The organism is Methylophaga sp. UBA2513, assembly GCF_002341285.1.
GTDB classification, from domain to species: Bacteria; Pseudomonadota; Gammaproteobacteria; order Nitrosococcales; family Methylophagaceae; genus Methylophaga; species Methylophaga marina.
The window spans coordinates 43,330-68,656 of record NZ_DDNT01000008.1 but is presented as its reverse complement, the minus strand read 5'-3'; the positions used below and the strand labels follow the sequence as shown (position 1 = coordinate 68,656).

Annotated in this window: 27 protein-coding genes; 9 read left to right on the top strand and 18 right to left on the bottom strand. The window is 43.3% G+C overall.

Annotated features, from left to right (window positions below):
* The 6 genes from dapE to B3V56_RS04755 form a co-directional block, all read left to right on the top strand.
* Positions 1–612: succinyl-diaminopimelate desuccinylase (dapE, locus tag B3V56_RS04780; protein ID WP_289284012.1), on the top strand; the 612-nt coding region annotated here is incomplete at its 5' end.
* Positions 613–621: 9 nt separating this feature from the next.
* On the top strand, positions 622–912 hold the full coding sequence (locus B3V56_RS04775) for a hypothetical protein (protein ID WP_289283540.1): 291 nt from the start codon (positions 622–624) through the stop codon (positions 910–912).
* An 86-nt stretch (positions 913–998) separates the two neighbouring features.
* Positions 999–2,372, top strand: a complete 1,374-nt coding sequence (locus tag B3V56_RS04770; RefSeq protein WP_289283539.1) for an outer membrane beta-barrel protein — start codon at positions 999–1,001, stop codon at positions 2,370–2,372.
* 9 nt (positions 2,373–2,381) lie between these two features.
* Entirely contained in the window at positions 2,382–3,275 is an 894-nt protein-coding gene (locus B3V56_RS04765; protein WP_289283538.1) for a metal ABC transporter substrate-binding protein, read from the top strand.
* A complete protein-coding gene (locus tag B3V56_RS04760; RefSeq protein ID WP_289243967.1) occupies positions 3,272–4,036 on the top strand; it encodes a metal ABC transporter permease in 765 nt (254 codons plus the stop codon). The genes B3V56_RS04765 and B3V56_RS04760 overlap by 4 nt, the downstream gene beginning before the upstream one ends.
* Before the next feature lie 40 nt (positions 4,037–4,076).
* Entirely contained in the window at positions 4,077–4,421 is a 345-nt protein-coding gene (locus B3V56_RS04755; RefSeq protein ID WP_286305364.1) for a DUF4870 family protein, read from the top strand.
* Positions 4,422–4,458: 37 nt separating this feature from the next.
* Here B3V56_RS04755 and B3V56_RS04750 read toward each other — a convergent pair whose 3' ends face one another.
* Genes B3V56_RS04750 through B3V56_RS04735 form a run of 4 tightly spaced genes read right to left on the bottom strand, consistent with a single transcriptional unit; the run spans position 4,459 to position 7,268 of the window.
* Positions 4,459–5,217 carry an SDR family oxidoreductase gene (locus tag B3V56_RS04750; protein ID WP_286305365.1) on the bottom strand — a complete coding sequence of 253 codons (759 nt, stop codon included), beginning with the start codon at positions 5,215–5,217 and terminating at the stop codon, positions 4,459–4,461.
* Between the two features lie 25 nt (positions 5,218–5,242).
* Complete coding sequence (purU, locus tag B3V56_RS04745; RefSeq protein ID WP_286305366.1) at positions 5,243–6,100, bottom strand: formyltetrahydrofolate deformylase; 858 nt, start codon at positions 6,098–6,100, stop codon at positions 5,243–5,245.
* A 60-nt stretch (positions 6,101–6,160) separates the two neighbouring features.
* The gene (locus B3V56_RS04740) at positions 6,161–6,511 is read right to left on the bottom strand and encodes a nucleotide pyrophosphohydrolase (protein WP_286305367.1); all 351 of its coding nucleotides are present in this window, start codon (positions 6,509–6,511) and stop codon (positions 6,161–6,163) included.
* Positions 6,504–7,268 (bottom strand): alpha/beta fold hydrolase, encoded by a 765-nt coding sequence (locus B3V56_RS04735; RefSeq protein WP_289281641.1) that lies wholly within the window; start codon positions 7,266–7,268, stop codon positions 6,504–6,506. The genes B3V56_RS04740 and B3V56_RS04735 overlap by 8 nt, the downstream gene beginning before the upstream one ends.
* Before the next feature lie 54 nt (positions 7,269–7,322).
* Between B3V56_RS04735 and B3V56_RS04730 the strand changes: the two genes are divergently transcribed.
* Complete coding sequence (locus B3V56_RS04730) at positions 7,323–7,496, top strand: hypothetical protein (RefSeq protein WP_007145891.1); 174 nt, start codon at positions 7,323–7,325, stop codon at positions 7,494–7,496.
* Positions 7,497–7,525: 29 nt separating this feature from the next.
* Here the strand turns inward: B3V56_RS04730 and fabB are convergent, their stop codons facing one another.
* From fabB to B3V56_RS04700, 6 genes are all read right to left on the bottom strand, one after another.
* Positions 7,526–8,743, bottom strand: a complete 1,218-nt coding sequence (fabB, locus tag B3V56_RS04725; RefSeq protein WP_289281640.1) for a beta-ketoacyl-ACP synthase I — start codon at positions 8,741–8,743, stop codon at positions 7,526–7,528.
* Between the two features lie 9 nt (positions 8,744–8,752).
* Complete coding sequence (gene fabA / locus B3V56_RS04720) at positions 8,753–9,268, bottom strand: 3-hydroxyacyl-[acyl-carrier-protein] dehydratase FabA (RefSeq protein WP_286305370.1); 516 nt, start codon at positions 9,266–9,268, stop codon at positions 8,753–8,755.
* A 136-nt stretch (positions 9,269–9,404) separates the two neighbouring features.
* A complete protein-coding gene (locus B3V56_RS04715) occupies positions 9,405–10,724 on the bottom strand; it encodes a TolC family outer membrane protein (protein WP_289284011.1) in 1,320 nt (439 codons plus the stop codon).
* 124 nt (positions 10,725–10,848) lie between these two features.
* Complete coding sequence (locus B3V56_RS04710; protein ID WP_289281637.1) at positions 10,849–11,520, bottom strand: helix-turn-helix transcriptional regulator; 672 nt, start codon at positions 11,518–11,520, stop codon at positions 10,849–10,851.
* On the bottom strand, positions 11,517–12,848 hold the full coding sequence (locus B3V56_RS04705; protein ID WP_289284010.1) for an HlyD family type I secretion periplasmic adaptor subunit: 1,332 nt from the start codon (positions 12,846–12,848) through the stop codon (positions 11,517–11,519). The genes B3V56_RS04710 and B3V56_RS04705 overlap by 4 nt, the downstream gene beginning before the upstream one ends.
* 2 nt (positions 12,849–12,850) lie before the next feature.
* Positions 12,851–15,031 carry a type I secretion system permease/ATPase gene (locus B3V56_RS04700; RefSeq protein WP_289281634.1) on the bottom strand — a complete coding sequence of 727 codons (2,181 nt, stop codon included), beginning with the start codon at positions 15,029–15,031 and terminating at the stop codon, positions 12,851–12,853.
* A gap of 116 nt (positions 15,032–15,147) precedes the next feature.
* Between B3V56_RS04700 and B3V56_RS04695 the strand changes: the two genes are divergently transcribed.
* Complete coding sequence (locus B3V56_RS04695) at positions 15,148–15,486, top strand: hypothetical protein (RefSeq protein ID WP_289281633.1); 339 nt, start codon at positions 15,148–15,150, stop codon at positions 15,484–15,486.
* Here B3V56_RS04695 and der read toward each other — a convergent pair.
* From der to B3V56_RS04680, 3 genes are read right to left on the bottom strand one after another with little or no spacing between them, the layout of a single operon-like run.
* Positions 15,483–16,889 (bottom strand): ribosome biogenesis GTPase Der, encoded by a 1,407-nt coding sequence (der, locus tag B3V56_RS04690; protein ID WP_289281632.1) that lies wholly within the window; start codon positions 16,887–16,889, stop codon positions 15,483–15,485. The two genes, B3V56_RS04695 and der, sit on opposite strands and share 4 nt — an antisense overlap.
* Positions 16,886–18,058 (bottom strand): outer membrane protein assembly factor BamB, encoded by a 1,173-nt coding sequence (bamB, locus tag B3V56_RS04685; RefSeq protein ID WP_289281631.1) that lies wholly within the window; start codon positions 18,056–18,058, stop codon positions 16,886–16,888. Before bamB ends, der begins: the two co-directional genes overlap by 4 nt.
* Positions 18,048–18,689: a YfgM family protein gene (locus tag B3V56_RS04680; protein WP_289281630.1), complete on the bottom strand. Its 642-nt coding sequence runs from the start codon at positions 18,687–18,689 to the stop codon at positions 18,048–18,050. Before B3V56_RS04680 ends, bamB begins: the two co-directional genes overlap by 11 nt.
* A gap of 288 nt (positions 18,690–18,977) precedes the next feature.
* On the opposite strand from B3V56_RS04680, the gene B3V56_RS04675 reads away from it, so the two are divergent.
* Entirely contained in the window at positions 18,978–20,162 is a 1,185-nt protein-coding gene (locus B3V56_RS04675) for an ammonium transporter (protein ID WP_289281629.1), read from the top strand.
* Between the two features lie 30 nt (positions 20,163–20,192).
* Here B3V56_RS04675 and lpxA read toward each other — a convergent pair whose 3' ends face one another.
* From lpxA to bamA, 5 genes are all read right to left on the bottom strand, one after another.
* A complete protein-coding gene (lpxA, locus tag B3V56_RS04670) occupies positions 20,193–20,963 on the bottom strand; it encodes an acyl-ACP--UDP-N-acetylglucosamine O-acyltransferase (RefSeq protein WP_289281628.1) in 771 nt (256 codons plus the stop codon).
* Positions 20,960–21,409: a 3-hydroxyacyl-ACP dehydratase FabZ gene (gene fabZ / locus B3V56_RS04665; protein ID WP_286305381.1), complete on the bottom strand. Its 450-nt coding sequence runs from the start codon at positions 21,407–21,409 to the stop codon at positions 20,960–20,962. Before fabZ ends, lpxA begins: the two co-directional genes overlap by 4 nt.
* A gap of 87 nt (positions 21,410–21,496) precedes the next feature.
* Positions 21,497–22,513, bottom strand: coding sequence for a UDP-3-O-(3-hydroxymyristoyl)glucosamine N-acyltransferase (gene lpxD / locus B3V56_RS04660; RefSeq protein WP_289281627.1), 1,017 nt, complete (start codon positions 22,511–22,513; stop codon positions 21,497–21,499).
* Positions 22,514–22,522: 9 nt separating this feature from the next.
* Positions 22,523–23,029: an OmpH family outer membrane protein gene (locus tag B3V56_RS04655; RefSeq protein WP_286305383.1), complete on the bottom strand. Its 507-nt coding sequence runs from the start codon at positions 23,027–23,029 to the stop codon at positions 22,523–22,525.
* A gap of 19 nt (positions 23,030–23,048) precedes the next feature.
* The gene (bamA, locus tag B3V56_RS04650) at positions 23,049–25,325 is read right to left on the bottom strand and encodes an outer membrane protein assembly factor BamA (protein WP_289281626.1); all 2,277 of its coding nucleotides are present in this window, start codon (positions 25,323–25,325) and stop codon (positions 23,049–23,051) included.
* Positions 25,326–25,327: the final 2 nt, after the last annotated feature.

The window sequence follows — 25,327 nt, the reverse complement described above, 5'->3', positions numbered from 1 at the left end:
AAAAACGGTCGTCGTGGCTCTTTAAATGGCCGCCTGAGTATTAAAGGTAAGCAAGGTCATATTGCTTATCCGCATCTTGCAGAAAACCCTATCCATCTTCTCAGCCCTGCACTGACCGAATTGTGCAGCATTGAGTGGGACCAGGGCAATGAAGACTTTCCGCCAACCAGCTTTCAAGTGTCCAATATCAACTCTGGCACAGGTGCCACCAATGTCATCCCAGGCACGGCTGAGGTTGTATTTAATTTCCGCTACTCAACAGAAGTCACACACGAAGAGTTAAAACAGCGTGTCCATGCCATATTAGACAAACATGCATTGAAGTATGAGTTGAACTGGGAGCTTTCAGGCCAGCCATTTCGTACCGCAAGCGGTCAATTGTTGGAAGCTGTTCAACAGGCTATTTCTGATGTGACAGGCTACCAGACAACACTCTCGACTTCTGGCGGTACATCAGATGGACGCTTTATTGCGCCCACTGGCACACAGGTGATAGAACTCGGACCGTTGAATGCAACGATTCATCAAATAGATGAATGTGTTGCTACAGCTGATCTTGACACCCTATCAGACATTTATGAAAGACTGCTCAGTTATCTCCTTGTTGATTAGGCAATGCCGTTGATTCACGCACATCAAAAACGACACTACCTCTATGTGATAGCAGCCATTGTGCTGCTGTTACAGTCGTTTGCTGTCTGGCATGATGCTGAACACGCATTTCATCATGCAGAAGCGCAATGTGAGCGCCTAAATGCCATCAGTCATTTCCCGCTTGCTGACGTAGCTACTGAAGTTAGCCTTCATCAGTCTCGAGCCACACTCAGTCTTGAGGTGGACTCTCCTGTAATAACACTGCCGTTCGCGCAGCGCCAATCTTATCTTATCCGCGCCCCACCATTTTTTTCATAGCCTTACCTGATCTCTCTATTTTAATCATGCTACCGATCCGCGAACGACTAATCTGTAGCTGTAGCTTATGGCTATGAGGAAAGTTTATGAAAAGCAAAAAATTGCTTGTGTTGCTGATGACAGCTGCACTGAGCCCGGTATCACCTGCATTTGCTGGCGATATTGATGATCTTAAACAAGAAATCGCAAAAATGCGTGCTGATTATGAGCAACGTATCCAAAAACTGGAAGAACGACTATCTGAAGCAGAAGCGAATACACAGACTGTTGCCAATGAAGTCGCAATGATTCCTGAAGCGCCAGCTCCTGTTGCTTCACCTAATAACAGCAATACCTTTAATCCAGCTATCAGTATGGTATTAAACGGTACGTTCAGCCAGTACCAGAACAATGCTGAGGATTACTCTCTGGACGGGTTTAATGTCCAAGGCGAGGGCGGTTTAGTGGAAGAAGGCTTCTCTCTTGGAGAAAGTGAATTAACCGTCAGCTCAAACATCGATCAACTCTTTTATGGTCAGGCGACTTTGGCTGTACATGAGCATGAAGGTGAAACAGAGCTGGAAATAGAAGAAGCATTTATTGAAACTCTGGGTTTAGGCAATGGCATGACCATTCGTGCTGGTCGCTATTTTACCCCTATTGGCTACTTAAATGAACGTCACGTACATGCCTGGAATTTTGCTGACGCGCCTTTGATTTATCGTGGCTTATTTGGCAACCAACTTTCAACTGATGGTGTGAAGCTATCTTATCTGTTACCAACAGACTACATGTTTGAAGTCGGTACCAGCGTTGGTAATGGTGATAGCTATCCTGGCAGTGGTGAACACAGTGGCATCGGTGACTGGCTGGTCTATGCGAAAACAGGTGGTGATATTGGTATAGAAAGCAGCTGGCAGGCCGGTATATCTCACTGGCGTGCAAGCCCTGATGATCGTTCTTATGATGGTGGACACCATCATGGTCATGATGACGAAGAAGAAAGTTCAGCCGTGTTCAATGGTGACACTGATATCACCAATTTATCATTGGTATACAAATGGGCACCGAATGGTAATTTCCGTCAGGAAAACCTGACCTTGATCGGTGAGTTTATGTATCTGCATGATGATGGCGATATCAGTCATGGCAGTGACGAGTTTGCTCGTTACGATGGCAAACAATATGGCGGCTATGTAGAAGGTATTTATCAATTTAATCCGCAATGGCGCTCCGGCCTGCGTTATGACTGGTTAGGTAGCAAGCACCGTGCGTCGGATGAAGAATTGCTAGCGGATGCGGGTCTAGAAGGTGGTAGAAACCATCCTCAACGTAGCAGTGCAATGGTGGAATACCTCCCAAGTGAATTCAGTCGTATTCGTGCACAAATTAATCACGATCAATCATACGACGATGATGATTGGCAGATGATACTGCAATATACCGTCAGCCTTGGCGCTCATGGCGCGCATCAATACTAGGAGTTCTACATGAAAGCGTTTATTTTTACTTTTTTATTTGTAATGAGCTCGCCAGTATGGGCGCAACTTTCAGTGTTTGCCTGTGAGCCGGAATGGGCCTCTTTAACTAAAGAGTTAGGTGGTGACGATGTGTCTGTTTTCAGTGCAACCAGAGGTTTACAGGATCCGCACTATATTCAGGCACGTCCAAGTTTGATTGCTAAAGCACGCCAGACTGATTTATTGGTATGTACAGGCGCTGAGTTAGAAACAGGCTGGTTGCCATTACTACAACGCAAAGCGGGTAATCCTAATATCCAAAGAGGTGCTGAAGGTTACTTTATGGCTTCTGATTATATTCGTTTACTGGATAAACCCGTCATGGTTGATCGTAGCCAAGGTGATGTTCACGCGTCTGGTAATCCGCATATTCAGACAAGTCCTGAGAACATCATCAACGTTGCTAAAGCGTTGACTCAACGTCTCAAGAAACGTGATCCTGAAAATGCTAATAACTATGAACAGCGCTGGCAGGATTTTGAACAACGCTGGCAAGCGGCGATGAACCAGTGGCAGCAAAAAGCAGCTCCCCTCAAAGGTGTGCCTATTGCTGTTCAACATAAAAACTGGATTTATCTAGTGAACTGGTTAGGGTTAAATGAAGTAGCTGTATTGGAAGCTAAACCTGCTGTACCACCGACTGTAAATCAGTTGCAGTCAGTAGTTGAAAAGCTGAAGCAAACACCAGCAAAAATGGTGATTGTCTCAGCCTATCAATCATCAAGAGCGACCGACTGGTTAGTAGATAAAACCGGTATCACGAAAGTGGTACTGCCTTTCACTGTTGGCGGTAATGAACAAAGTACAAATTTATTTGAACTGTACGACAACACCATCGATTTACTTCTAGATGGTGCTAAATGAACCTGATCAATCTTGATTGGTCGCTAATATTGCCTGCCCTCGTGGCAGGCATGTTAGTTCTGACAACACATGTGCCGTTGGGGCAAGAAGTACTGAAACGTGGCATTATCTTCATCGATCTTGCTATTGCCCAAATGGCCGCACTGGGAGTGATGGCCGCCACCATTTTTATCGGCGATATGCACGGGCCCTGGTTACAAATCAGTGCTGCAGGTAGCGCTCTCACCGCCTCTGTTTTGGTGCTGTGGTTAGAGAAACGGTATCCTCATATTGTAGAAGCCTTGATCGGCTTATTATTTATTCTGGCGGCCAGTGGTGGAATATTACTGGTTAGTCATGCACCACATAGTGATGAGTTACTTCACGATCTATTAGTGGGACAGATTTTATGGGTGACATCGTCTCAATTGATATGGGTCGCTCTGCTTTATGCTGCCTTGTTAATTGTCTGGTTCACCATGCGAGCACAGCGTAACTGGCTTTTTTATATTGTCTTTTCATTCACCGTCACGGCCTCTGTGCAATTAGTCGGGGTATATCTGGTCTTTGCCAGTTTAATTTTGCCAGCCCTCGCCAGCCGCGGTTTTGAGAAACCCCATCATAAGCTCTTGCTTGGTTATGGTATTGGCTTTTTGGGCTATTTCTTCGGTCTGATATTGGCATTATTGTTTGATGTACCAATGGGAGCGATGACCGTCTGGACCTTATTCGTACTCGTGGTAATAAGTCGCTTTGTTATGCAGTGGCTAAATAAGCACTAAGTTTGGTAGATTGTTTCAAAACATCAATCAGGAAAGCAGCATGACCGAATCAACACAAGCCAGTCAGAACACAGTCAAACTGGTGTACTTATTATTTATCGCTAATATTCTTATTCAGTTTTTAGGCTTTGTTGCAGTCGTGATTGCCTATATTAATAAAGACGATGCTGCGGCATGGTTACAGTCACACTATCAGTTTCAGATTCGAACATTCTGGATAGGATTTCTATATTTGTTTATCGGCGTGCTCTTCGCGTTCTTTTTAGTCGGCTATATGGTCTTACTGTTCTGGGTTGTCTGGGTCGTGGTGCGTTGCGTGAAAGGTATGAAATATCTGGATCAACAGCAGCCGCATCCTAATCCAACCAGCTGGCTTTTTGGCTGAGAAATGACAAGACCGGGAGGCCCCGGTCTTTTAGGTTTTATTGGCGATGAAATGCCATTGGACCATTTGCTTCATGTGTCGGCATAACTTCAATCGTCGTCACATTAACATGCTCTGGCGTATTCACCAGCCACCATACCGTGTTAGCAATATCTTCAGCATCTAAGGCGCGGGTGCCTTCATAGACTTTATCTGCACGAGCTTCGTCCGCTTTAAAACGCACTCTAGAAAACTCCGTTTCGGCATTGCCCGGTTCCACATTCGTCACTCGCACATTCGTGCCTAATAAATCAGCCCGTGTCGCCAATGAGAATTGTCTGACAAAGGCTTTAGTACCACAGTAAACATTCCCCCCAGGATAAGGCCAATTCCCTGCTACTGAGCCGATATTGATGATGTAACCTGATTGACGCTCCGTCATCATCGGTAAAACTGTGCGGGTACAGTAAAGTAAACCTTTGATGTTGGTATCCACCATTTTTTCCCAATCATCTAAATTGGTTTCGTGGGCAGGTTCTAAACCTAGTGCCAAACCCGCATTATTTAATAACACATCAATTTTTTTAAATGGCTCTGACAAACTATTAATCGCAGATTCGACGGCTTTTCTGTCGGTCACGTCAAAGCAGCAGGTCGCCACTTTATCTTTACCACCCAGCTCCTGCTGAAGATCGTCTAACCGTTGCTGACGTCGACCAGTCAGAATTAATTGCCAGCCATGACTGGCAAATAGTCTGGCACAAGCTTCCCCAAACCCAGAGGTAGCGCCGGTAATCATGATCGTCTTACTTGACATGCAATCGACTCCTTATTTTGATTAATCAGGCACCTTCTGAAAACACAATGGTACGTCGACCATTGATAATAATGCGGTGCTCAATATGTGCTTTCACGGCTCTCGCCAGCACAATACGTTCAATATCTTTTCCCATCATTACCAAATCTTGCGGACTGTTATCATGCTGAACATGTTGTATATCCTGGGCAATAATCGGTCCCTCATCTAACTCAGCTGTCGCATAATGCGCTGTAGCACCAATAATTTTAACGCCACGCTCATAAGCCTGATGATACGGCTTCGCCCCTTGGAAGGCTGGCAAGAACCCGTGGTGAATATTAATAATCCGACCAGAAAACTCGGTGACAAAATCCTCTGATAAAATTTGCATGTAGCGCGCCATCACAATCAAATCAATATCAAACTCTGCCAGCAAACGTTTTATCTCAGCTTCTTGTGCTTGTTTGGTTTCAGCCGTTATCGGTAAATGATAGAACGGTTTATCAAACTGACGCGCCATATCCTCTAAATCACGATGATTACCAATAATCAGAGGGATATCACATTTCAGCTCACCTTCTAATTCTCTGAGTAACAAATCGTATGGGCAGTGAGAAGCTCTTGTCACCAGTAAAGCGACTCGATAAGGCTCTTCGCTGTAGCGAACGGACCAGTTTAAGTCGATAGTGCTTGCAAACTGGCTGAACTCGGCTTCCAGTTTTTGATGATTAAAATGACCATCATCTTCCAGCTTAATTCGCATGAAATACTGGCCAACTTCAGTATCTGTATATTGCTGGCAGTGCAAAATATTAAATTGTCTTTCGGCAAAAAAGCTGGTGATACCAGCGACTAAACCTTTTTGGTCTTTACACTGAATAAGGAAAACAATGGCGCTCATGAGGGTTTCCTAAGAAAATAATACGGAAAAAAAGCTAAATCCTAGCACTGTCACAAGGCTTTATGAATATTCATCATATTTGTCATTACGACCTTTGACTTTATCTCGTGGGTATTTAGCTGCATTTTTTTGCATTTTGCTTTTAATGACTTGATTCAAGTCGATGTCTAAGTCATGACAAAGATAAGCGAGATAAACAGCAACATCGGCTATTTCGTCCTCTAAATCTTCACGTTTATCGGAGGCTAATCGTTGTTGAACTTCTTCAGCACTCTTCCATTGAAACCATTCCAGTAACTCAGAGGCTTCAATAGATAATGAGATGGCGATATCTTTGGGATTATGAAACTGCTCCCAATCTCTTTCACGGCGAAACTCAATAAGCTGCTTAAATAATTCCGGCTCAATCATTCTGCAAGAACTCCTCTACCACCTTTTTAAACTGTTGTGGTCGTTCAGCCTGAACCCAATGACCTGCCTTTTCTATGCCATTAAATTCTGCATGAACAAACTGTGAAGAAATCTGTTGCCGATCCTGCTCAGTGACATAGTCTGATAATTCACCATAAACAAATAGGCTTGGCATGGTGAATGTTATGTCCTCACACACGGCAGCCATTAACTCAGGATAATTCGCTTTTAACGCAGACAGATTAATCCGCCATTGAAAAGTCTCGTCTTCAGAACTTAAATTCATCAGTAGAAACTGACGAACAGCCTTATCAGGAATAGATTGAGCCAATGCATCATCGATTTCACCTCGGCGGGTAAACTGAGACAAATCGAGCGCCATCATGGCATCCATCAGTGGTGTATGCGCACTGAAGTATTGACGTGGCGCTATATCTACCACAATTAATTTAGATACTTGCTCTGGATACATGCCCGCAAACATCATCGCTACTTTGCCACCAAGAGAGTGACCAAGAATAGATACTTGCCCTAACTCCATGGCCTCACACAACTCTTTGATATCTTCAGCCATGACAGTGAAATTCTGCTCATCGCTGTGTGGGGAACGACCATGATTGCGTAAATCAACGCTAATAACCCGATAAAAACGTGAAAAATACTTTGCCATACTGCGCCAGTTATCCGCAGAGCCAAATAAGCCGTGGATAATAATTAAAGGCGTACCTTCACCACTTTCTTGATAATGCAATTTCATTGATAGCTTGTTGAAACGTTATAATTAAATAATTTAAATAAACTGGAGCCCGATGTGGAAGACGAAACAATTCTGGTGATGCTAGTGAAACAATATGCCGATAAATTTGGCATTACCTTCAGCTCAAAATATCTTGATGATCCTGATAAGAAACAATTACTGATCACACTGATACAAGAAGCCAATGCGGGTAAGCGCGGTCCAGTCACTGACGACGATCTACAATAAAAAAAGCCACCGAAAGGTGGCTTTTTTCTTTAATCATCCAGTTTCTCGAACACCAGACAGGCATTGGTTCCACCAAAGCCAAAACTGTTCGACATTACTGTCGTCAGTCCAGCGTTATCCACGCGTTCCCGAAGAATAGGCATGCCTTCCGCTTCGGGATCTAATGTTTCAATATTGGCTGATGCAGCAAGAAAATCATTTTCTAGCATCAACAGACTATAGATGGCTTCCTGAACACCGGCAGCACCTAAAGAATGACCTGATAATGATTTTGTTGAGCCAACGGCAGGCATATCCGCGCCGAATGTCTTTTTAATAGCGCCTAGCTCGGCCAAATCACCTACAGGCGTACTGGTACCATGTGCATTGATGTATTGCACTTTGCCGCGACTCGTAGACATCGCCAGCTGCATACAACGCATCGCGCCTTCACCTGATGGGGCCACCATATCGTAACCATCTGATGTAGCAGCGTAACCGGTCAATTCAGCATAGATTTTGGCACCACGTGCTTTGGCATGTTCGTATTCTTCAAGTACGAGTACACCACCGCCACCAGCGATAACAAAACCATCACGGTCAGCATCGTAGGCACGCGATGCTTTTTCTGGCGTATCATTATATTTGGTGGATAAAGCGCCCATTGCATCAAATAAAGAGCTCATTGACCAATGTTCTTCTTCCCCTCCACCAGCAAAGACAATATCTTGTTTGCCTAGTTGAATTTGCTCCATAGCCGTACCGATACAGTGTGCACTTGTCGCACAAGCGGATGACATAGAGTAATTGACCCCTTTAATTTTGAAAGGCGTGGCAAGACAAGCTGAGGTTGTACTACCCATCACTTGGGTAACGCGATAAGGCCCAATACGTTTTAAACCTTTTTCACGCAGGATGTCGGCTGCTTCAACTTGATTTGAAGAGGAAGCACCACCGGATCCCATAATAAGACCAGTGCGGATATTCGACACCTGCTCCTCGCTTAACCCCGCATCGGCAATCGCTTGCTCCATGGCGATGTAGGCATAAGCTGCAGCATCACCCATGAAACGTAATGTTTTACGGTCTATGTATTCTTTAAAATCAATATCGATGGTACCCGCAACATGGCTACGAAAGCCCATATCCGCATATTCTTGTTTGAAGCGAATGCCCGAGCGGCCATGGCGAAGAGACTCTGTCACTGTTTGGGCATCAAGTCCTAAGCAAGAAGTGATACCTAACCCTGTAACGACAACACGTTTCATTATGACATCCTAAAAATCATCGGTTGATGTAAACAGACCAACGCGTAAATCTTTTGCAGTATAGATATCGCGCCCATCCACAGATACCGTGCCATCAGCAATAGCCAGAACTAGCTTGCGTGCAATAACACGTTTTAAATCAATACGGTAAGTCACTTTTTTGGCTGTAGGTAAGACTTGTCCGGTAAATTTCACTTCACCTGAGCCCAAAGCCCGTCCTCGACCTGGGTTACCATCCCAAGCTAAGAAGAATCCGACTAATTGCCACATTGCATCCAGGCCTAAACACCCTGGCATGACCGGATCACCGGGGAAATGGCAATCAAAAAACCAAAGATCAGGATGAATATCCAACTCGGCAATGATTTCGCCTTTACCGTAAGCGCCACCCGTATTTGCAATATGAGTAATGCGATCCATCATCAGCATATTGGGTATAGGGAGTTGGGCATTGCCAGGACCAAACATTTCGCCGTGTCCACATTGCAATAATTCTTCGTATGTAAATGATGATTGCTTACTCATGAATTCTCTTAATTATCCCGCCAATTGGGCCCCGTATAATACCACGATCGTTTCTAAACCAGAAAAAAACGTCATTCCCATATATATAAAAAAGCCACGGTTACGACCGTGGCCAAAATAATCAATAAATTCTAATTTACTGTTGTATAGCAATAGTTTGTGCAGTTTCAGGGGCTTTAATATTCAAGCCTTCCAACAGAAGGCCCATACTGTTCAAAATACGATACTGCGCATACAACTCATCATATGATGTATTCACCAGTGCTGTCTCAGCTCTAAACACTTCATTTTCAGAATCTAATAAATCCAGCAATGTGCGCTGTCCAAGGCTGAATTGTTGTCTGTAGGCATCACGTGACTTTCTACTTGAGTCAACATGCTGCTGCCGATATGACATCTGACGCTTGACCGTCTCCCAGGCATTCCATGAGAGCCTGGTGCTCTCTTCCACTTCACGATAAGTGTTATTACGGATTTCAGCGGCCTGGTTAATAAGAAAGGCGGTTTCCTCACGTCTCGCAGAGTCACGGCCACCATTGAGTAAGTTATAACGCAACCTGAGCATAGCTGTAACGTCTTTATCTGTGCCCACTTGACCATCGATATTATGATCAGCACGAGTGCCTACTTCCAAATGTAGATCTGGGTAAAAAGGCGCTTTCGCTGTGGCATGCTGTGCTCTGGCTGATTCTAAGTCAAAGTTTGCTAGTCTCAATGTTGGGTGATGATCAACGGCTTTAGCGATAGCCTCTTCTAAATTATCAGGGATAAACTCACCTGGTACTTCAGGCAGCTCCAGTGACTCCGGTGTTTCACCAACGACTCTGATAAACGCGGTTTCAGCATCCCTCAATTTACTTTCTTCTTCCATTAGATTGGCTTCTGCCAATGCCAGACGACCCAGGCTCTGGTCCATATCCGCACCACGTCCAACCCCGCGTTCACTTCGTAAAACGATTTGATCATGTGTTCTTTGGTGAGCTTCAAGGTTGGTCTGAGCCAATTCGACAATATTTTGTTGTCGCAATACATTCAGATAGGCATCAACGGCTTCCAAGCCAGTATTCTCAGCAGCACTGTACACCGCTGAGGCGCGTGAGTTAGTCCTGTACTCTTGTCTCAACACTTCATTTTTGGTTTCCATACCATCGAAAAGCATTTGACGAAGTTGTAAGCTGGCTTCATCTCTATTTAGTCTGACTTCACCACGACCTGAAGAACGCGTATTAGGATTATCCGTCATTTCCCAACCAGTACCTAATGCAAGATCAAGCGTTGGATAATAACCTGCACGGGCTTGGTCAACTTCTTTGGAAACAGCTTGTCTTTCACTCGCTGCAGCTAAAATATCAGGATTAGACTCGATAGTTGTCATCACTGCACTCTGCAACGTTTGAGCTGATACACTCGATATCATTACCCAAAGAGGTAGAGTTAAAACTAAATTTTTCTTCATCACTTCAAATCCTAATCCTCTTCAGTCGGAGCGTAATACGCTCACTGACTGACCTAAGCTTTATTCCATTGTGCTTAAAAATGACATGGTGTATTAAAACATAACATTTTGTCGTTTGATATAACTAACGCAAATCTCTGAAAAATATAGCCAGTGACAACCTATCCGGGATATTCATCTTTTGGAAAATGGCTGTTAAATGTGCTTTGACGGTTCTTTCTGTAATGTTCATTGTTCTGGCGATCATTTTATTTGTCGCCCCGTGACTCACTAGCTCAGCGACTTCTAATTCTTTCCGGGATAAGCTATCGAGTTTTTGCTGCTGTTCGCTTGAGAGTGTTGGCGCATGATTTAGCTCATCAATCAGACCGGCAATCACATGACGCTCGACCCAGACTTCACCCCTCTGAATTAATTCAATTGCTATCAGCAACTTATCATCCAGTAACTCTTCCTGAAAATAGCCTCTGGCCCCTTGCTTTAAAATGGATATCTGTTCCAATACAGACAATTTTGGACCTAAAATAAGCACCCGCACACGTTCTGCGCTTGCGTCACTGTGACTGAATAAAGATTCAGCCTCACTATTTAGACAGCTCAAGTGACATAAAATAAGATTCGGTTTTTTCTGAGCAAGTGCCGACTGTGCGTCATCAACACATGAAAAATCATGCACATCATATTGCTCAGACAAAATCTGTTTGATGTGCACAAGTTGATTTGCATCTTGACCGATGCAATAAAGCATTGGGTTGTCTGCCTTCACTGGCATGGTGGGCATGGTCGGATTAATCAACGTTCTCTCATTGCCTCATTTTTAGCTTTGAGTATCGGTTTAAACAAATAATCCAGCACTGTTTTTTTACCCGTAAGAATATCAACTGTCACAGTCATACCTGGAATAATCTCTAATGGACCTTTACTACTCTCTATATAGCTTTTATCTGTTCTTAAATAAATCAGATAAAAACTCTCTCCCTCATCATTTGTAATTGTATCAGCACTTATTCTCTCTAATGTAGCAGGAAGTCCACCATAAATGGAAAAATCATATGCCGTCAATTTCACCATCGCTTGTTGGCCTGGACTTAAAAAAGCAATATCCGAAGGGCGGATATTGGCTTCAATTAATAAATTATCTTCCACTGGCACAATTTCAACCAGATCCATTCCTGGTTGTATAACCCCACCAACGGTATTAATTTTTAACTGCTTTATCTTACCCTTCACAGGCGAACGCACCAAGGTACGCCTCACTCTATCCTCCTGAGAAGTCGTTGTTTCTTTGGTTATGGCTAATTCAGACTGTACCTCACTAAGCTGAGATGCTGCTTCTGATTTGAATCTCAGCGTCGTATCTTTTATTTTTTGCTTAGCTTCGTTAAGTGTTGACCGGATACGAGGAATCGCTAACCTGGTCGTATCCATTTCGCCACGTAAATCATTGGTCGCTCGCTTAAGTCTTAATAATTCAACTTCAGATATAACGCCCACAGAGACCAATGGCTCAGACATTTCCAACTCTTGGCGGCTCAAATCGTAACTGGTTGTCAGCTTATTGAGCTTCGCCTGGTTTTCTAGCAGCTCTTGCTGTCGTTGTTTTACCTGTTGCTCAAGAACATCAATATTACTTTGTAATTCAAGTTGGCGTGATTGATAAAGTGCGCGTTCACTAGCAGCTAAGGCAGGTTGTTGTTTTAGGACTTCTTCAGGTAATTCTAATGGTTTGCCTTCCATTTCGGCCGTCAATCGTGCTTTACGAGCTAGTAGCTCCCAGTACTTTAACTGGGTTTCACGAAATGACGAGGAAAACCGCGTATCGTCAATCTTAAGTAATACATCATCTTTATTGACGATGTCTCCTTCATGTACCAGTACTTCAGAGAGAATACCACCTTCCAGATTCTGTATGACTTGAACTTTACTGGATGGAATTACTTTGCCCTGCCCCCGCGTCACCTCATCTAACTCTGTAATACTGGCCCACCAGAAAGCGCAGATGAAAAACAGTGCTGTAAGCAGTAGTAAAGAGTGACCAACTCGAGATGAACTTTCCAGTGAAGCGGCACTGACTTCTGACATGAACTCCAGATCGTCTGAATGCGTTTTTTTGAACCAAGCCATAACTAGCCCTTACTCACTTTAATATGACCATTTTTAAGGGCAGACAGAATTTGTTCCCGGGAGCCATCGGCAACAATATTCCCTTGATCCATCACGATCACTCTATCAACTAAACTCAAAAGTGAGGCTTTATGAGTCACCAGTAGAAGGGTCTTATCCTCAATGTGCTCTGCTAATTTGGCTTTAAAACGTTCTTCTGTACTGTTGTCCATGGCATTAGTGGGTTCATCCAGCATCACAACAGGTGAATTTAACAACAATGCTCTAGCAACGGCTACGCTTTGACGCTGTCCACCAGATAAACCTTCACCTCTCTCCCCGACAGGCATATCAAAACCCGATGGGTGTCGATTGACAAATTCCGTCACCCCCGCAATGTCCGCCGCTTTTAATACTTCATGATCTTCAGCGAAGGGAGCCACCATGGTGATATTTTCACGAATACTGCCGTAGAACAGTACGACGTCCTGTGGTGCGTAGCCAACATTCTTTCTTAGATCGACAGGATCGACCTGTCGAATATCAGTACCGTCCAACAAAATAGAGCCTTCATTGGGTTCATACAAACCCAACATCAGTTTTTCAATGGTACTTTTCCCAGAACCAATGCGGCCTATAAATGCCACCTTTTCTCCGGCATTAATCTTAAAAGAGACATCTGATAAAGCATCAATGGGTTGTTCTGGATAACGAAAGCTCACCTTTTTAAATTCAATACCACCCTTGAATTCAGGCCGATGCAGAAACTCTCGTCCAGATGGTCTTTCAACAGGCAATGCCATCAAGCTATTCAATGAACTCAACGCCGCTTTAGATTGATGATAGCGAGTCAATATACCGGCTAACTGTGCCATCGGAGCTAATGCACGCCCTGTCAAAATAGTGCTGGCAATTAAGGCCCCCATAGTGATTTCATTTTCTGTAATTAAATACACACCAAACACAACAACGGTGATGGATGCCATCTGTTGCAGGAAGGAAGTAAAGTTGATAGCCGTGGCAGATAAAATACGAGCGCGTTGGCTGTATTTAGTCATAAAACCAACCGTCTGCTCCCATTTACGCTGAATAGGAGTCTCTGCACCAATACTCTTGATAGTCTCCAAGCCGGTAAGCGTTTCAATTAATATCGAACTTCTCTGTCCGGAGTGCCTGAATAAATGTTGAATCATTTTTGATAAAGGGAACTGAATAATCAAACTCACCAGTATCGTCAGAGGTATGACGGCTAAAGGTATATACGCGACAGGCCCTGCTACCAGCCAGATAACAGCAATAAATAATAATGAAAATGGCAAATCAACCAAGGTTGTCAGTGTCGCCGATGTAAAAAACTCTCTGAACGACTCGAACTCTTGCATACTGTTAGCGAATGACCCGACAGAATTCGACCGCGCGGACATTTTTACCGCCATCACTTTTTCAAAAATGGTGGCGGAAAGAATCACATCTGCTTTTTTACTGGCTATATCAATAAAATACGCACGAAGTGTGCGCAGTAATAACTCAAAGACAAATACAGTGGCGACACCAATGGCTAATACCCAGAGTGTTTCTGTGGCATTATTTGGCACAACACGGTCATAGACATTCATCACAAATAACGGTGAAGCCAGAGCAAAACTATTCACCAGGATGGATGCAATAAATACTTGGCCGTAGATGGGCCAGAAACGCAAAATTGTGCCCCAGAACCAATGTTCAGCACGCGGTATAGCAGAGAATTCTGTTCGTTTATCAAAGTGATGAACAGGTTTGATAAAGATGCTGTATCCCGAATACTGCTCTGCTAGTTCATCAAGAGACAGCTCGGACTCCCCTTCACCTGTTTCAGGGAAAATAACTTTTGCTTTTGTTTTGTTGATTTCAAGAAGAATGCAGGCATTGGCATTGTTCAATAAAAGGATGGCTGGCAAAACAAGATTTGAGATTTTTGTCAGTTTTCTCTTCACTATGCGAGAAGACAAGCCCGCGCGGTCTGCAGCGCGACTGAATAAAGAGGGTGAAAGTTTATTATCCACAAGGGGCAAACCAGCAATCAATGATTCTGGACTATGTGGTTTATTAAGAATTTTGGCGAGAACCGTCAAGCAGGCCAGTAACGGATCATCATGAGTACGGTAGCTATCCTGAGCATCCCACTGCTCTTTTTTATTTGTGTTGATGACAGACTCCGTATACATCTTCTTAACAATAGTGAGTTAATAAACTTGATGAATTTCACAGTTTTTTAGTTTACTGTAAAGCATATCACGCCATAATGTGCTATGGCATTACATTAATGGGGTCATGAATAGATATGGTTTATGTAGAAAGAGATGAAACAGCTAACATCATTGCTGTTTACGATAACCCTCAAGCTGGCGCAACAGAAAAGCTATCAGTAAACTCTGACGAACTGGTCGCTTATTTAACACAATCAGAAAACAAAGCAGATAGTCTGTCTGCGCTTAACGCATCAGACTTATCTTTGATCCGGGTGTTGGAAGATTTGATCAATACCTTGATAGACAAACAAGTCATACTATTTACAGATCTGCCTCTCGCTGCGCGCGAGAAATTGGCTACGCGTGAAAAAATCCGAGACAAGCTCAACAGTCTCGAAAATCTGATGAGCGATGACCCCGGATTGCTCTAATTTTTACGACTTTTACGCGGAGGACGCTGTTTTCTTTGAGGTGTGTTTTGTGCCGCACTTTTAACGGCTTTATCACGGTAAGGATTGTCACTGGTTTTAAACTCAATCATCACCGGTGTGCCCTGTAACTTTAGAACGTCTCTGAAGGTATTTTCCAGATAACGTTTATAACTGTTCGGCGTTGATTCAGTCTGATTTCCATGAATGATGATTCTAGGCGGGTTTTTTCCGCCTAGATGAGCATAACGGAATTTGATACGACGACCTCGGACCAGTGGCGGTGGATGATCAGCAACCGCATCTTCCAATACCCGAGTCAGGCGTGAAGTAGGGACTTTTATCATGGCAGACTGAAATGCTTGTCTGACTGATTTGAATAAGAGGCCAACACCACTGCCATGTAATGCTGAAATAAAATGCGTTTTGGCAAAATTCAGAAAAGGTAACCGACGCTCGATATTTGTCGTTACCCATTCACGTTCACTTTTTTCCAGGCCGTCCCATTTATTGACAGCAATAACGACAGCACGCCCACTTTCAATAATCAGTCCTGCTAAATGCAGATCCTGCTCGACTATGCCTTCATGCGCATCCAGGACCAGCATCACTACATTAGCATCTTCTAAAGCCTGTAATGTTTTTAATATACTGAACTTTTCAAGTTTTTCAGAGACTTTAGAACGTCGTCTGACACCTGCTGTATCAATCAATGTGTACTTGACGCCATCTTTTTCAAATGGAACATGAATACTATCACGGGTTGTGCCAGGTTCATCGAATGCCACCACGCGCTCTTCACCAAGCAAACGGTTAATCAGCGTAGATTTACCTACATTAGGTCTGCCCAACACTGCCAGTCGAATTTCATTCTCATCAAATTGCTCAGGTTCATCGGCCTCCAGCTTCTCAACCGCTGGGATGCGATCTTTGATTTCGGCTAACAGCGCATCTATACCTCTGCCCTGAGTTGCAGAGATAACCTGAGGCTCACCCAGACCTAATGCATAGAACTCGGCAGAGATAATTTCACGACGTTCACCTTCCGTTTTATTTATTACAAGACAAACGGGTTTGCCGTCGTTTCGTAAAAGCTGGGCGACATCGGAGTCAGTAGGCATCAGTCCTGCACGACCATCGACGATGAATAAGATGAGATCCGCTTCATCAATCGCCAGTTTTGCCTGTTTACGCATAAGATCAGACATATTGTCTGTTTGATCGGTAAGGCCACCGGTATCAATCAATATAAAATCATAACCAGGCTCTTTCGCGGTACCGTAGATACGGTCACGCGTCAGACCAGCGTAATCCGCTACAAGCGCATCACGGCTTCTTGTTAGCCGGTTAAATATGGTCGATTTGCCGACATTCGGACGACCAACCAACGCAATTACTGGTTTCAATTTTCAGGTACTCTCAAAGCGGAAAGACTGCCATCAGCTGCAGTAACATAGACAATGCCATTGATAACTAATGGTTTGCTGTAAATTGGACCATCACTCAGTTGCTGACGTGAAACAAAGCGACCATCATCTCTCGCTATCCAGTGAATATATCCTTCAAAATCACCTACGACTATGTAATTACCCGCAATCGCAGGCGCGGTTACCTGACGTCTCAGCAACCTTGTCTGACGCCACAGTGCATCACCACTACCATCCTGGACAGCCCAGACATAACCTTGATCATCTGTCACATAAACAGCGTCTCGGTAAGCGGCATCCAGCCCGATTTGTGATGACATATCACGTGACCATGACACACGACCAGAATTGATATCTACAGCAGCCAATTGTCCCTGGTAAGTCACAAGGTAGGCAGTATCTTCAATCACTACCGGGTCAGCATCAATATCAACTAAACGTTCCAGCTCGGTTCTGCCACGTGGAATAGCGATACTCTTTTCCCATATCACTTTACCGTCGTTCAATGTCAGGGCGACCAATTTACCGTTGTCATAGCCAGCAATGACGGTATCACCAGCAATCACAGGTCTTCCGGCACCACGTAAACTAAGTAAAGGGACAGCGCGCTGGTATGACCAAATGACCTTACCATCATCTGCTGAAATACCCGTGACACGTCCATCAGAGGTACGGCTCACAACAATACCATTTGCTGAAGTCGCCGGAGCCAACACTTCACTAGTTAATTGTGTCCGCCACAACTCTTTGCCATCGGCTTCGTTCAAAGCAACCAGCAAACCTTTATCTGAGCCGACATAGACTGCTTCCATACCACCACCGATGCCGGTCACAACATTAAAATCCAGATCGGAATCCCAGATTTCACGTCCCGTTTCAGCATTCAGTGCGGTCACTTCACCTTCATGATCAACAGCAAAAATTTTATTATTTTGCCACCATAATGCCAGGTCGAGTTTCTTTTCACCTGCACCATCATTAACACCTTTATCCCATAGGACTTTGGCATTGAACTCACTGGCAAATTCAGTTAGAGGCTCTGGTGGTTCCTCATAGGATTCTTCTGCGAACCAATCGCCTACGGTGCTACATGCAGTAAGTGCGGTGAGTGAGAGACCAATGGTTAATAAGCGCAAATTAACTTTCATGTGCAACGGCCACATCATCTAATTTCATTTCAATCAGGGTATGTCTAGGTTCACCAGAATTGAGCCCTTTCAAGGCATTCTGATACGCTGTTTGCGCTTGTTGCGGCTCTCCCTGAGCAGATTTAATATCACCTTCCAGCTCAGCAAAAAGAGAATCAAAGGCCTCCACATCATTGGATGCTACTTGCTCTAGAGCCTGTTCTAATTGTCCGTGATCAAACTCAACTTTTGCTAAACGTAGTTTTGCTAACGCTTGGTGACTTGATAACTCTGCATTCGTTTTCACCCAACGCAGGTAATCTTTCGCTTTCTCATACTCACCTGCTTCACTCGCTTTTTGTGCCATTTGGAGCGCGGCGAAAACGGCGTAGGCACTATTTTTGTTATCCTGCATCAGTTTTTCTGTGCTGGCTTGAGCAGCTTCAGAATCTTGATTGCTTACTGACACAATCGCTTGCTGGTAGATCATAGCCGCTTGCTGAGTTTGAACTTGCTGATAGTTCATCCAGTAACGTACACCAAAAATGCTTGCGATACCCAGTATCACACCAATAAAGACAGAGCGGCCATTTTCACGCCACCATTGTTTTATTGCTTCTGCTTTCTCTTCATCAGATGCATAGATATCCATGCGGTCTCCTCAACATCGGTTTACTGATCAACTTTATATAAAGCCGTTGATTATACGTTTTTATATGCTGCTTGTGGATCAACAATTCGTTTAATCACATGCACCATGAGATATCACGAAGCACCAATCTAGTGCTAAAGCTAACAATATTGCACCAATTTAAATCAATAAAACCCAACACTGGTAGGTTTATTACAACCATCCAATTGATTTATATTGTTTTTTCTAATTTGGTGCGACTCTTGCTATTTTGGTGCTTTATATCTAAACCAACGAGGGGATAGGATAGTGAATAACGCAAATGATGTTTTGTTTATACTGCTTGGTGCCATAATGGTGGTAGCCATGCACGCTGGCTTTGCTTTTCTAGAAGTCGGGACAGTTAGAAAGAAAAATCAGGTCAATGCACTGGTAAAAATTATTGTCGATTTTGCCATATCCACTATCGCTTATTTCTTTATTGGTTACGGTATCGCCTACAATTTACATTTTTTTGATGCGGCTCCAACATTGAATGAAAATTATGGTTATGGGCTGGTTAAGTTCTTTTTCCTACTTACCTTTGCTGCTGCGATACCGGCTATTGTGTCTGGTGGTATTGCCGAGCGTGCTAAGTTTTACCCTCAACTCATAGCGACATTTTTTATTGCTGGTTTTATCTATCCTTTCTTCGAAGGTATTTCATGGAACGGTGCATATGGTATTCAAGAGTGGTTGAGTAATACATATGGTGCCGGCTTTCATGATTTCGCTGGTTCAATTGTTGTTCATGCCGTGGGCGGCTGGATTGCATTAGCAGCAGTCTTGCACCTCGGTCCACGCCATGGACGTTATGGTAAAAAAGGTGAAATATTTGCACACCCACCTTCAAATATCCCTTTTCTGGCACTGGGTGCATGGATCCTTACTGTAGGCTGGTTTGGGTTTAATGTCATGTCCGCTCAGGCTATTGATGGAATAAGTGGGTTGGTTGCTATCAATTCACTTATGGCAATGGTTGGCGGCATACTTGCTTCGTGCCTATTGGGTAAAAACGATCCAGGCTTTGTGCATAATGGACCTCTTGCAGGTTTAGTAGCAATCTGTGCAGGCTCCGATATCATGCACCCATTAGGAGCCCTGGTGACAGGTTTGGTTGCGGGTTCACTATTCGTCTTCACATTCACACTCACACAAAACAAATGGAAAATTGATGATGTACTTGGGGTGTGGCCACTACATGGTCTTTGTGGTGTTTGGGGTGGTATTGCAGCTGGTATCTTTGGTCAAGTCGCTTTAGGTGGTATGGGCGGTGTTAGTTTGATGTCACAGCTCATTGGCACTGGATTAGGTGTACTTATCGCATTTGTTGGCGGATTTAGCGTTTATGGTTTGCTTAAACTCGTCTTGGGGTTAAGGCTGTCTCAGGAACAAGAATATGAAGGTGCGGATTTAAGTATTCACAAAATTACAGCAACGCCGAATAATGACTAACTAAGAATGGAATAATGCATAATCCGATTGTTATCGGATTATGCCACCCTCCTGGTTCTTGAGAAAATCAGATAATAGAGAAATTTCATCTGATTCTTGATTCATGTTATCGATGCGTATCTCAGCTTCTTCTAACTTCAAACCAGAGCGATATAAAAATTTATATGCTTGTCTAATATTTTTAATTTGCAGATCAGTAAAATTACGTCTGCGTAATCCTTCAACATTAATCCCAAAGGGTTTCGCCATGTGACCAGAAACCAGCACATACGGGGGTACATTTCTTGAAATCACACTGCCCATAGCACTAAAGGAATGTGATCCCATGTAATTGAATTGACTGATTAAAGTAAAACCACCCAGAATCACAAAATCATCGATAATCACATGACCGGCAAGTGATGCATTATTCGCAAAGATATTATCGTTACCAATAATACAGTCATGAGCGATATGGACATAAGCCATAATCCAGTTATTACTGCCAAGACGAGTTACGCCTCCGCCTTGCACAGTGCCACGGTTGATTGTGACGGACTCACGTATAAGATTGTTATCACCAATCTCTAATGTGGTGTCTTCACCATGAAATTTTTTATCTTGAGGTTCTTCACCAATAGAAGCGAATTGAAAGATGCGGTTATTCTTACCAATCTTCGTTGGTCCATTTATAACGACATGTGAGGCAATTTCAGTCCCTTCGCCAATCTTTACCTTTGGGCCGATAACAGAAAAAGGACCAATTTTGACGTTATCAGCGATAACGGCACTTGGATCAATGATAGCTGTTTGATGTATCACTTTGGCATTTCTTGGTTAACACACATGATATCGGCGCTGACAACAACTTCGCCATCAACACTCGCTTCGCCCGTAAATTTCCACAGGTTACGTTTATTCTTTTCTAACTTAACTTCAAGTCTAAGTTGATCACCGGGTTCAACAGGTCGTTTAAACCGAGCATTATCTATACCAGCCAGATAGTATAATGCTTCATCAGAACGGATTTGATCCGCTGTCTTGAACGCTAATAACCCTGTCGCTTGCGCAAGGGATTCAAGGATTAATACACCAGGCATAATGACGCGCTGAGGGAAATGACCTGTAAAATGCGGCTCATTAAATGTCACATTTTTAATGCCGACCAAACGCTCACCCGGGGTAAACTCTATAACCCTGTCAATCAACAAGAAAGGGTATCGATGAGGTAACAGGCGTTGAATTTCATGTATATCAATCGTGTTCAAGCTAATATCCCTTGACTATCATTGTATTTAAAAGACCGACAATGTTACTGTGAGAGCAGACTTTGGTAAAGCAAAACAACATTGCAATCAGTCTTTATCTTGCTCTTCAAGCTGTTTCACACGATCAAATAATTTATCCATCTGACGGTATCTAATCACGTTTTTATGCCATTGTTTCGTTGGCTCAACCGGTATACCTGACGAATAGACACCTGCTTCATTGATGGACTTTGTCACCATACTCATGCCAGTCAACTGCACCCCATTGGCGATATTGATATGTCCAGCCATGCCGGTTCCACCACCTATCGCACAATATTCACCAATAGATGTACTACCCGCAATTCCTGTACAACCCGCTATGACCGAATGTTTTCCAATAGTCACGTTATGGCCAATTTGTATTTGATTATCGAGTTTTACACCGTCTGCTATTACGGTATCTTCGATAGCGCCTCTGTCAATCGTAGTGTTAGCGCCGATTTCAACGTCGCTACCTATTTTAACTGAGCCAACCTGAGGCACCTTAATCCAGTGCCCGTTATCATTGGCAATGCCAAAACCGTCTGCACCAATCACAACGCCTGGGTGGATGATAGTACGCTCGCCGATATCCACACCAAAACATAATGTCACATTAGGACGGAGTGTTACCCCTTTTCTAAGAATGACGTCATGCTCAATAACACAGCCTGGGCCTATAATTACATTATCCTTGATGATAACGCCTGGCTCAATAACAACATGTGCACCGATAGTGACATTGCTACCTATCTCGGCTGAAGGATCAATGGCTGCAGATGGATGGATGGCAGCAGAGTGCTTTTTTACCGGATGTAAAAGACTAGCTGCTTTGGCATAGGCAACATAAGGATCATCAACCTCAATGGCATTTGTCACGACATATTCGGACATGTCTTTTGAGACGATGATAGCCCCAGCCTGGGATTGTTTTAAAAACTTTTTATATTTCGAATTAGATAAAAAGCTTAGTTGAGATGATTCAGCATTTGATAGAGTACCGACGCTGCTAACTTCGTAAGTAGCATCGCCGATAACTCTACCATTGATTTCTTCTGCTATTTGAGCAAGTGTCAAACCCACAACTGTACTCTATTTTTTAGCTTTCAACATTTCCAAGACTTTATTTGTCAGGTCAACTTTATCACTGGCAAAGATGACACCTTGATACAACACCATGTCATACGATTCTTTTTTTGCCAGATCGACAATGGTTTCTGCAATGTCTTTTTCAAGTTTTCTTAACTCTTCATTACGACGGATCGACAAGTCTTCACTGTACTCATCTTGCAGGCGTTGCAGTTCACGTTGATCGCTTAATAAGTCACGTTCTTTGTCACGACGTTGATCTGCACTGAGGATAGCCCCGTCTTTATTTAATTTTTCTTGTGCAGCACGAAGTGCTTTGTGTTTTGCTTCTAATGATTTACTTCTTGCGGAGAATTCTTTTTCCAAACGCGCGAGTGCTGCTGCTTTTTGTGGTGATTTATCAAGCACCACGCCTGCATTTACAACACCAATTTTTAAATCTGCTGCATAACTAGCAGGGGCGGCGATGAACAATGCAAATAATAGCCAAATAAACTTCAAATTCTTCACACTCAACTCCAATAATTAATTAAAACGTCGAACCCAATGAGAACTGGAATGCTTCAGTCTCATCACCGTCTTCTTTCTTCAACGGTGCCGCTATACTAAACGACATTGCACCAAATGGGGAAATCCAGATAGCGGACAAACCAGCTGAATACCTCAGTAAACCAGCATCAAAATCTTGATCCACATCATAAACGTTACCAAAGTCAGTAAAGGCGCTAAGACGGAAAGATTTTAACGTTTTTTTCATAAATGGCACGGGGAAAATGACTTCCGCACCACCGCTAACCAGTAAATTACCACCTAACGGTTCGTCATCCTCTTTGACACCCAAGGTATTGGCCTGGAAGCCGCGAACACTTCTGATACCACCAGCATAGAAATTCTGGAAGAAAGGAAACTCCTCAGTATCACCATAGGATTCACCATATCCGAACTCACCTCTTAACGCGAAAGTGAAGGTGTCGTTGATCGGATGGTAAGCATTCGCTTTGTATTTGAGCTTGTAGTACTGCAATGATGGCCCTGGTACAGCAAACTCACCTGTCAACGTTTGCGACACACCGCTTGTTGGTAATAATGCGTTATTACGGTCATCACTCGACCAGCCAAGATTCAATGTAACGGTATCAAAGGTGTCACCTTCACGATCGATGAAATCAGAATAGCGCGAAATAGTGTTATCTGAAGGAAGATCAATTTGAGTGCGTTCATAACCCACCCCAAGATTGATACGATTTTCTTCTGAAATTGGAATACCGAAAGTGATATCCCCACCGAATGCATCAAGAGTGTATGTTGCTATGTTTGCTTCATCAGCATCTGTTTCACGATAGAAAGCATTGAAGCCCTGACTGATACCATCGACTGTAACAAATGGATTGGTATAACCAAAGCTATATATCGTGTTAATGCTACTATTATTGAAGCCAAATCGAATGTGTTTACCACTACCCAAGAAGTTTTTCTGCGTCACATTGGCATTGAAAATCAGACCATCTGACTGTGAGAAGCCGATACCTGCTGACAAACTACCTGATGGCGTTTCTGTAACACCAAAATCTAAATCAACCTGATCCTGTACACCAGCCACCGGAATAGTTTCCACATTCACATTTTCAAAATAACCAAGACGAGATACCCTGGCCTTAGACTGTTCAACTTTTTCAGTGGAGATCCATGCAGATTCTTGTTGGCGGAATTCACGACGTAAAACCTCGTCACGTGTTTTACTGTTACCTGAAATATTGATACGTCTGACGTAGGCTCTACGACCTGGATCGACGAAGAACGTCAAATCTACTTCACGCTTTTCACGGTCAATCTCAGGCACCGCGTTGACGTTTGCAAAGGCATAGCCATCATTACCTAAGCGATTAGTTAAATTTTCAGTACTCTTAGTGATGGCTTTACGTGAAAATACCGAGTTTTCTCGAATCGTAACCAGCTTAAATAATTCTTCTTCAGGTACGATCAAATTACCGGCTAATCGCACTTCGTTAATTTTATATTTCTCGCCTTCACTGATATTGATTGTGATGAACATGTGTTTCTTATCATCACTGATAGAGACTTGAGTTGACTCAACCGTAAAATCCACAAAACCACGATCTAAGTAAAAAGAACGTAAGGTTTCTAAATCCGCGGATAATTTTTGACGAGAATATTGATTGTCCTTCGTCAGGAATGACAGTAATGAACCGGTTGTGGTCTGAAAATCTGTCATCAGCTCTTCATCATCAAAAGCATGATTACCAACAATGTTAATATCACTGATAGTCGCCACCACGCCTTCTGCCATCGTGATACGAATAGCTACACGATTTCGTGATAACGGTGTTACCTCAGAACTAATCGCCACACCGTATTTGCCTCGACTGAAATATTGACGCTCAAGTTCAAGCTCTACACGCTCTAGCATGGCTTGCTCAAAAACCTGGCCTTCACCAAAACCGATTTCCCGAAGCGACTTCAGCAACTCTGCTGAGTCCATGTCTTTATTGCCGACAAGTTCGATACTGGATATGGCTGGACGTTCTTTGACTTTGATAACCAATACACCGTCTTGTCTTTCTACTTCAACATCATTGAAATATTTAGACTTAAACAATGAGCGAATAATGCCTTTTGCATCATTATCCGTCATCGTATCCCCGACTTTCACAGGGAGATAGTTAAAGACTGTACCAGCAGAAATCCGCTGCAATCCTTCTATACGAATATCTTCGATGGTAAAGGACTCAGCCTTTGCGACTGAGATAAAAGACAAAAACAGGAGTATAGGCAGTAATTTATTCATTG

Coding starts and splice junctions, on each gene's coding strand:
- B3V56_RS04770 (WP_289283539.1), top strand. CDS start 999: ATGAAAAGCAAAAAATTGCTTGTGTTGCTGATGACAGCTGCACTGAGC.
- B3V56_RS04765 (WP_289283538.1), top strand. CDS start 2,382: ATGAAAGCGTTTATTTTTACTTTTTTATTTGTAATGAGCTCGCCAGTA.
- B3V56_RS04760 (WP_289243967.1), top strand. CDS start 3,272: ATGAACCTGATCAATCTTGATTGGTCGCTAATATTGCCTGCCCTCGTG.
- B3V56_RS04755 (WP_286305364.1), top strand. CDS start 4,077: ATGACCGAATCAACACAAGCCAGTCAGAACACAGTCAAACTGGTGTAC.
- B3V56_RS04750 (WP_286305365.1), bottom strand. CDS start 5,217: ATGTCAAGTAAGACGATCATGATTACCGGCGCTACCTCTGGGTTTGGG.
- purU (WP_286305366.1), bottom strand. CDS start 6,100: ATGAGCGCCATTGTTTTCCTTATTCAGTGTAAAGACCAAAAAGGTTTA.
- B3V56_RS04740 (WP_286305367.1), bottom strand. CDS start 6,511: ATGATTGAGCCGGAATTATTTAAGCAGCTTATTGAGTTTCGCCGTGAA.
- B3V56_RS04735 (WP_289281641.1), bottom strand. CDS start 7,268: ATGAAATTGCATTATCAAGAAAGTGGTGAAGGTACGCCTTTAATTATT.
- fabB (WP_289281640.1), bottom strand. CDS start 8,743: ATGAAACGTGTTGTCGTTACAGGGTTAGGTATCACTTCTTGCTTAGGA.
- fabA (WP_286305370.1), bottom strand. CDS start 9,268: ATGAGTAAGCAATCATCATTTACATACGAAGAATTATTGCAATGTGGA.
- B3V56_RS04715 (WP_289284011.1), bottom strand. CDS start 10,724: ATGAAGAAAAATTTAGTTTTAACTCTACCTCTTTGGGTAATGATATCG.
- B3V56_RS04705 (WP_289284010.1), bottom strand. CDS start 12,848: ATGGCTTGGTTCAAAAAAACGCATTCAGACGATCTGGAGTTCATGTCA.
- B3V56_RS04700 (WP_289281634.1), bottom strand. CDS start 15,031: ATGTATACGGAGTCTGTCATCAACACAAATAAAAAAGAGCAGTGGGAT.
- B3V56_RS04695 (WP_289281633.1), top strand. CDS start 15,148: ATGGTTTATGTAGAAAGAGATGAAACAGCTAACATCATTGCTGTTTAC.
- bamB (WP_289281631.1), bottom strand. CDS start 18,058: ATGAAAGTTAATTTGCGCTTATTAACCATTGGTCTCTCACTCACCGCA.
- B3V56_RS04680 (WP_289281630.1), bottom strand. CDS start 18,689: ATGGATATCTATGCATCTGATGAAGAGAAAGCAGAAGCAATAAAACAA.
- bamA (WP_289281626.1), bottom strand. CDS start 25,325: ATGAATAAATTACTGCCTATACTCCTGTTTTTGTCTTTTATCTCAGTC.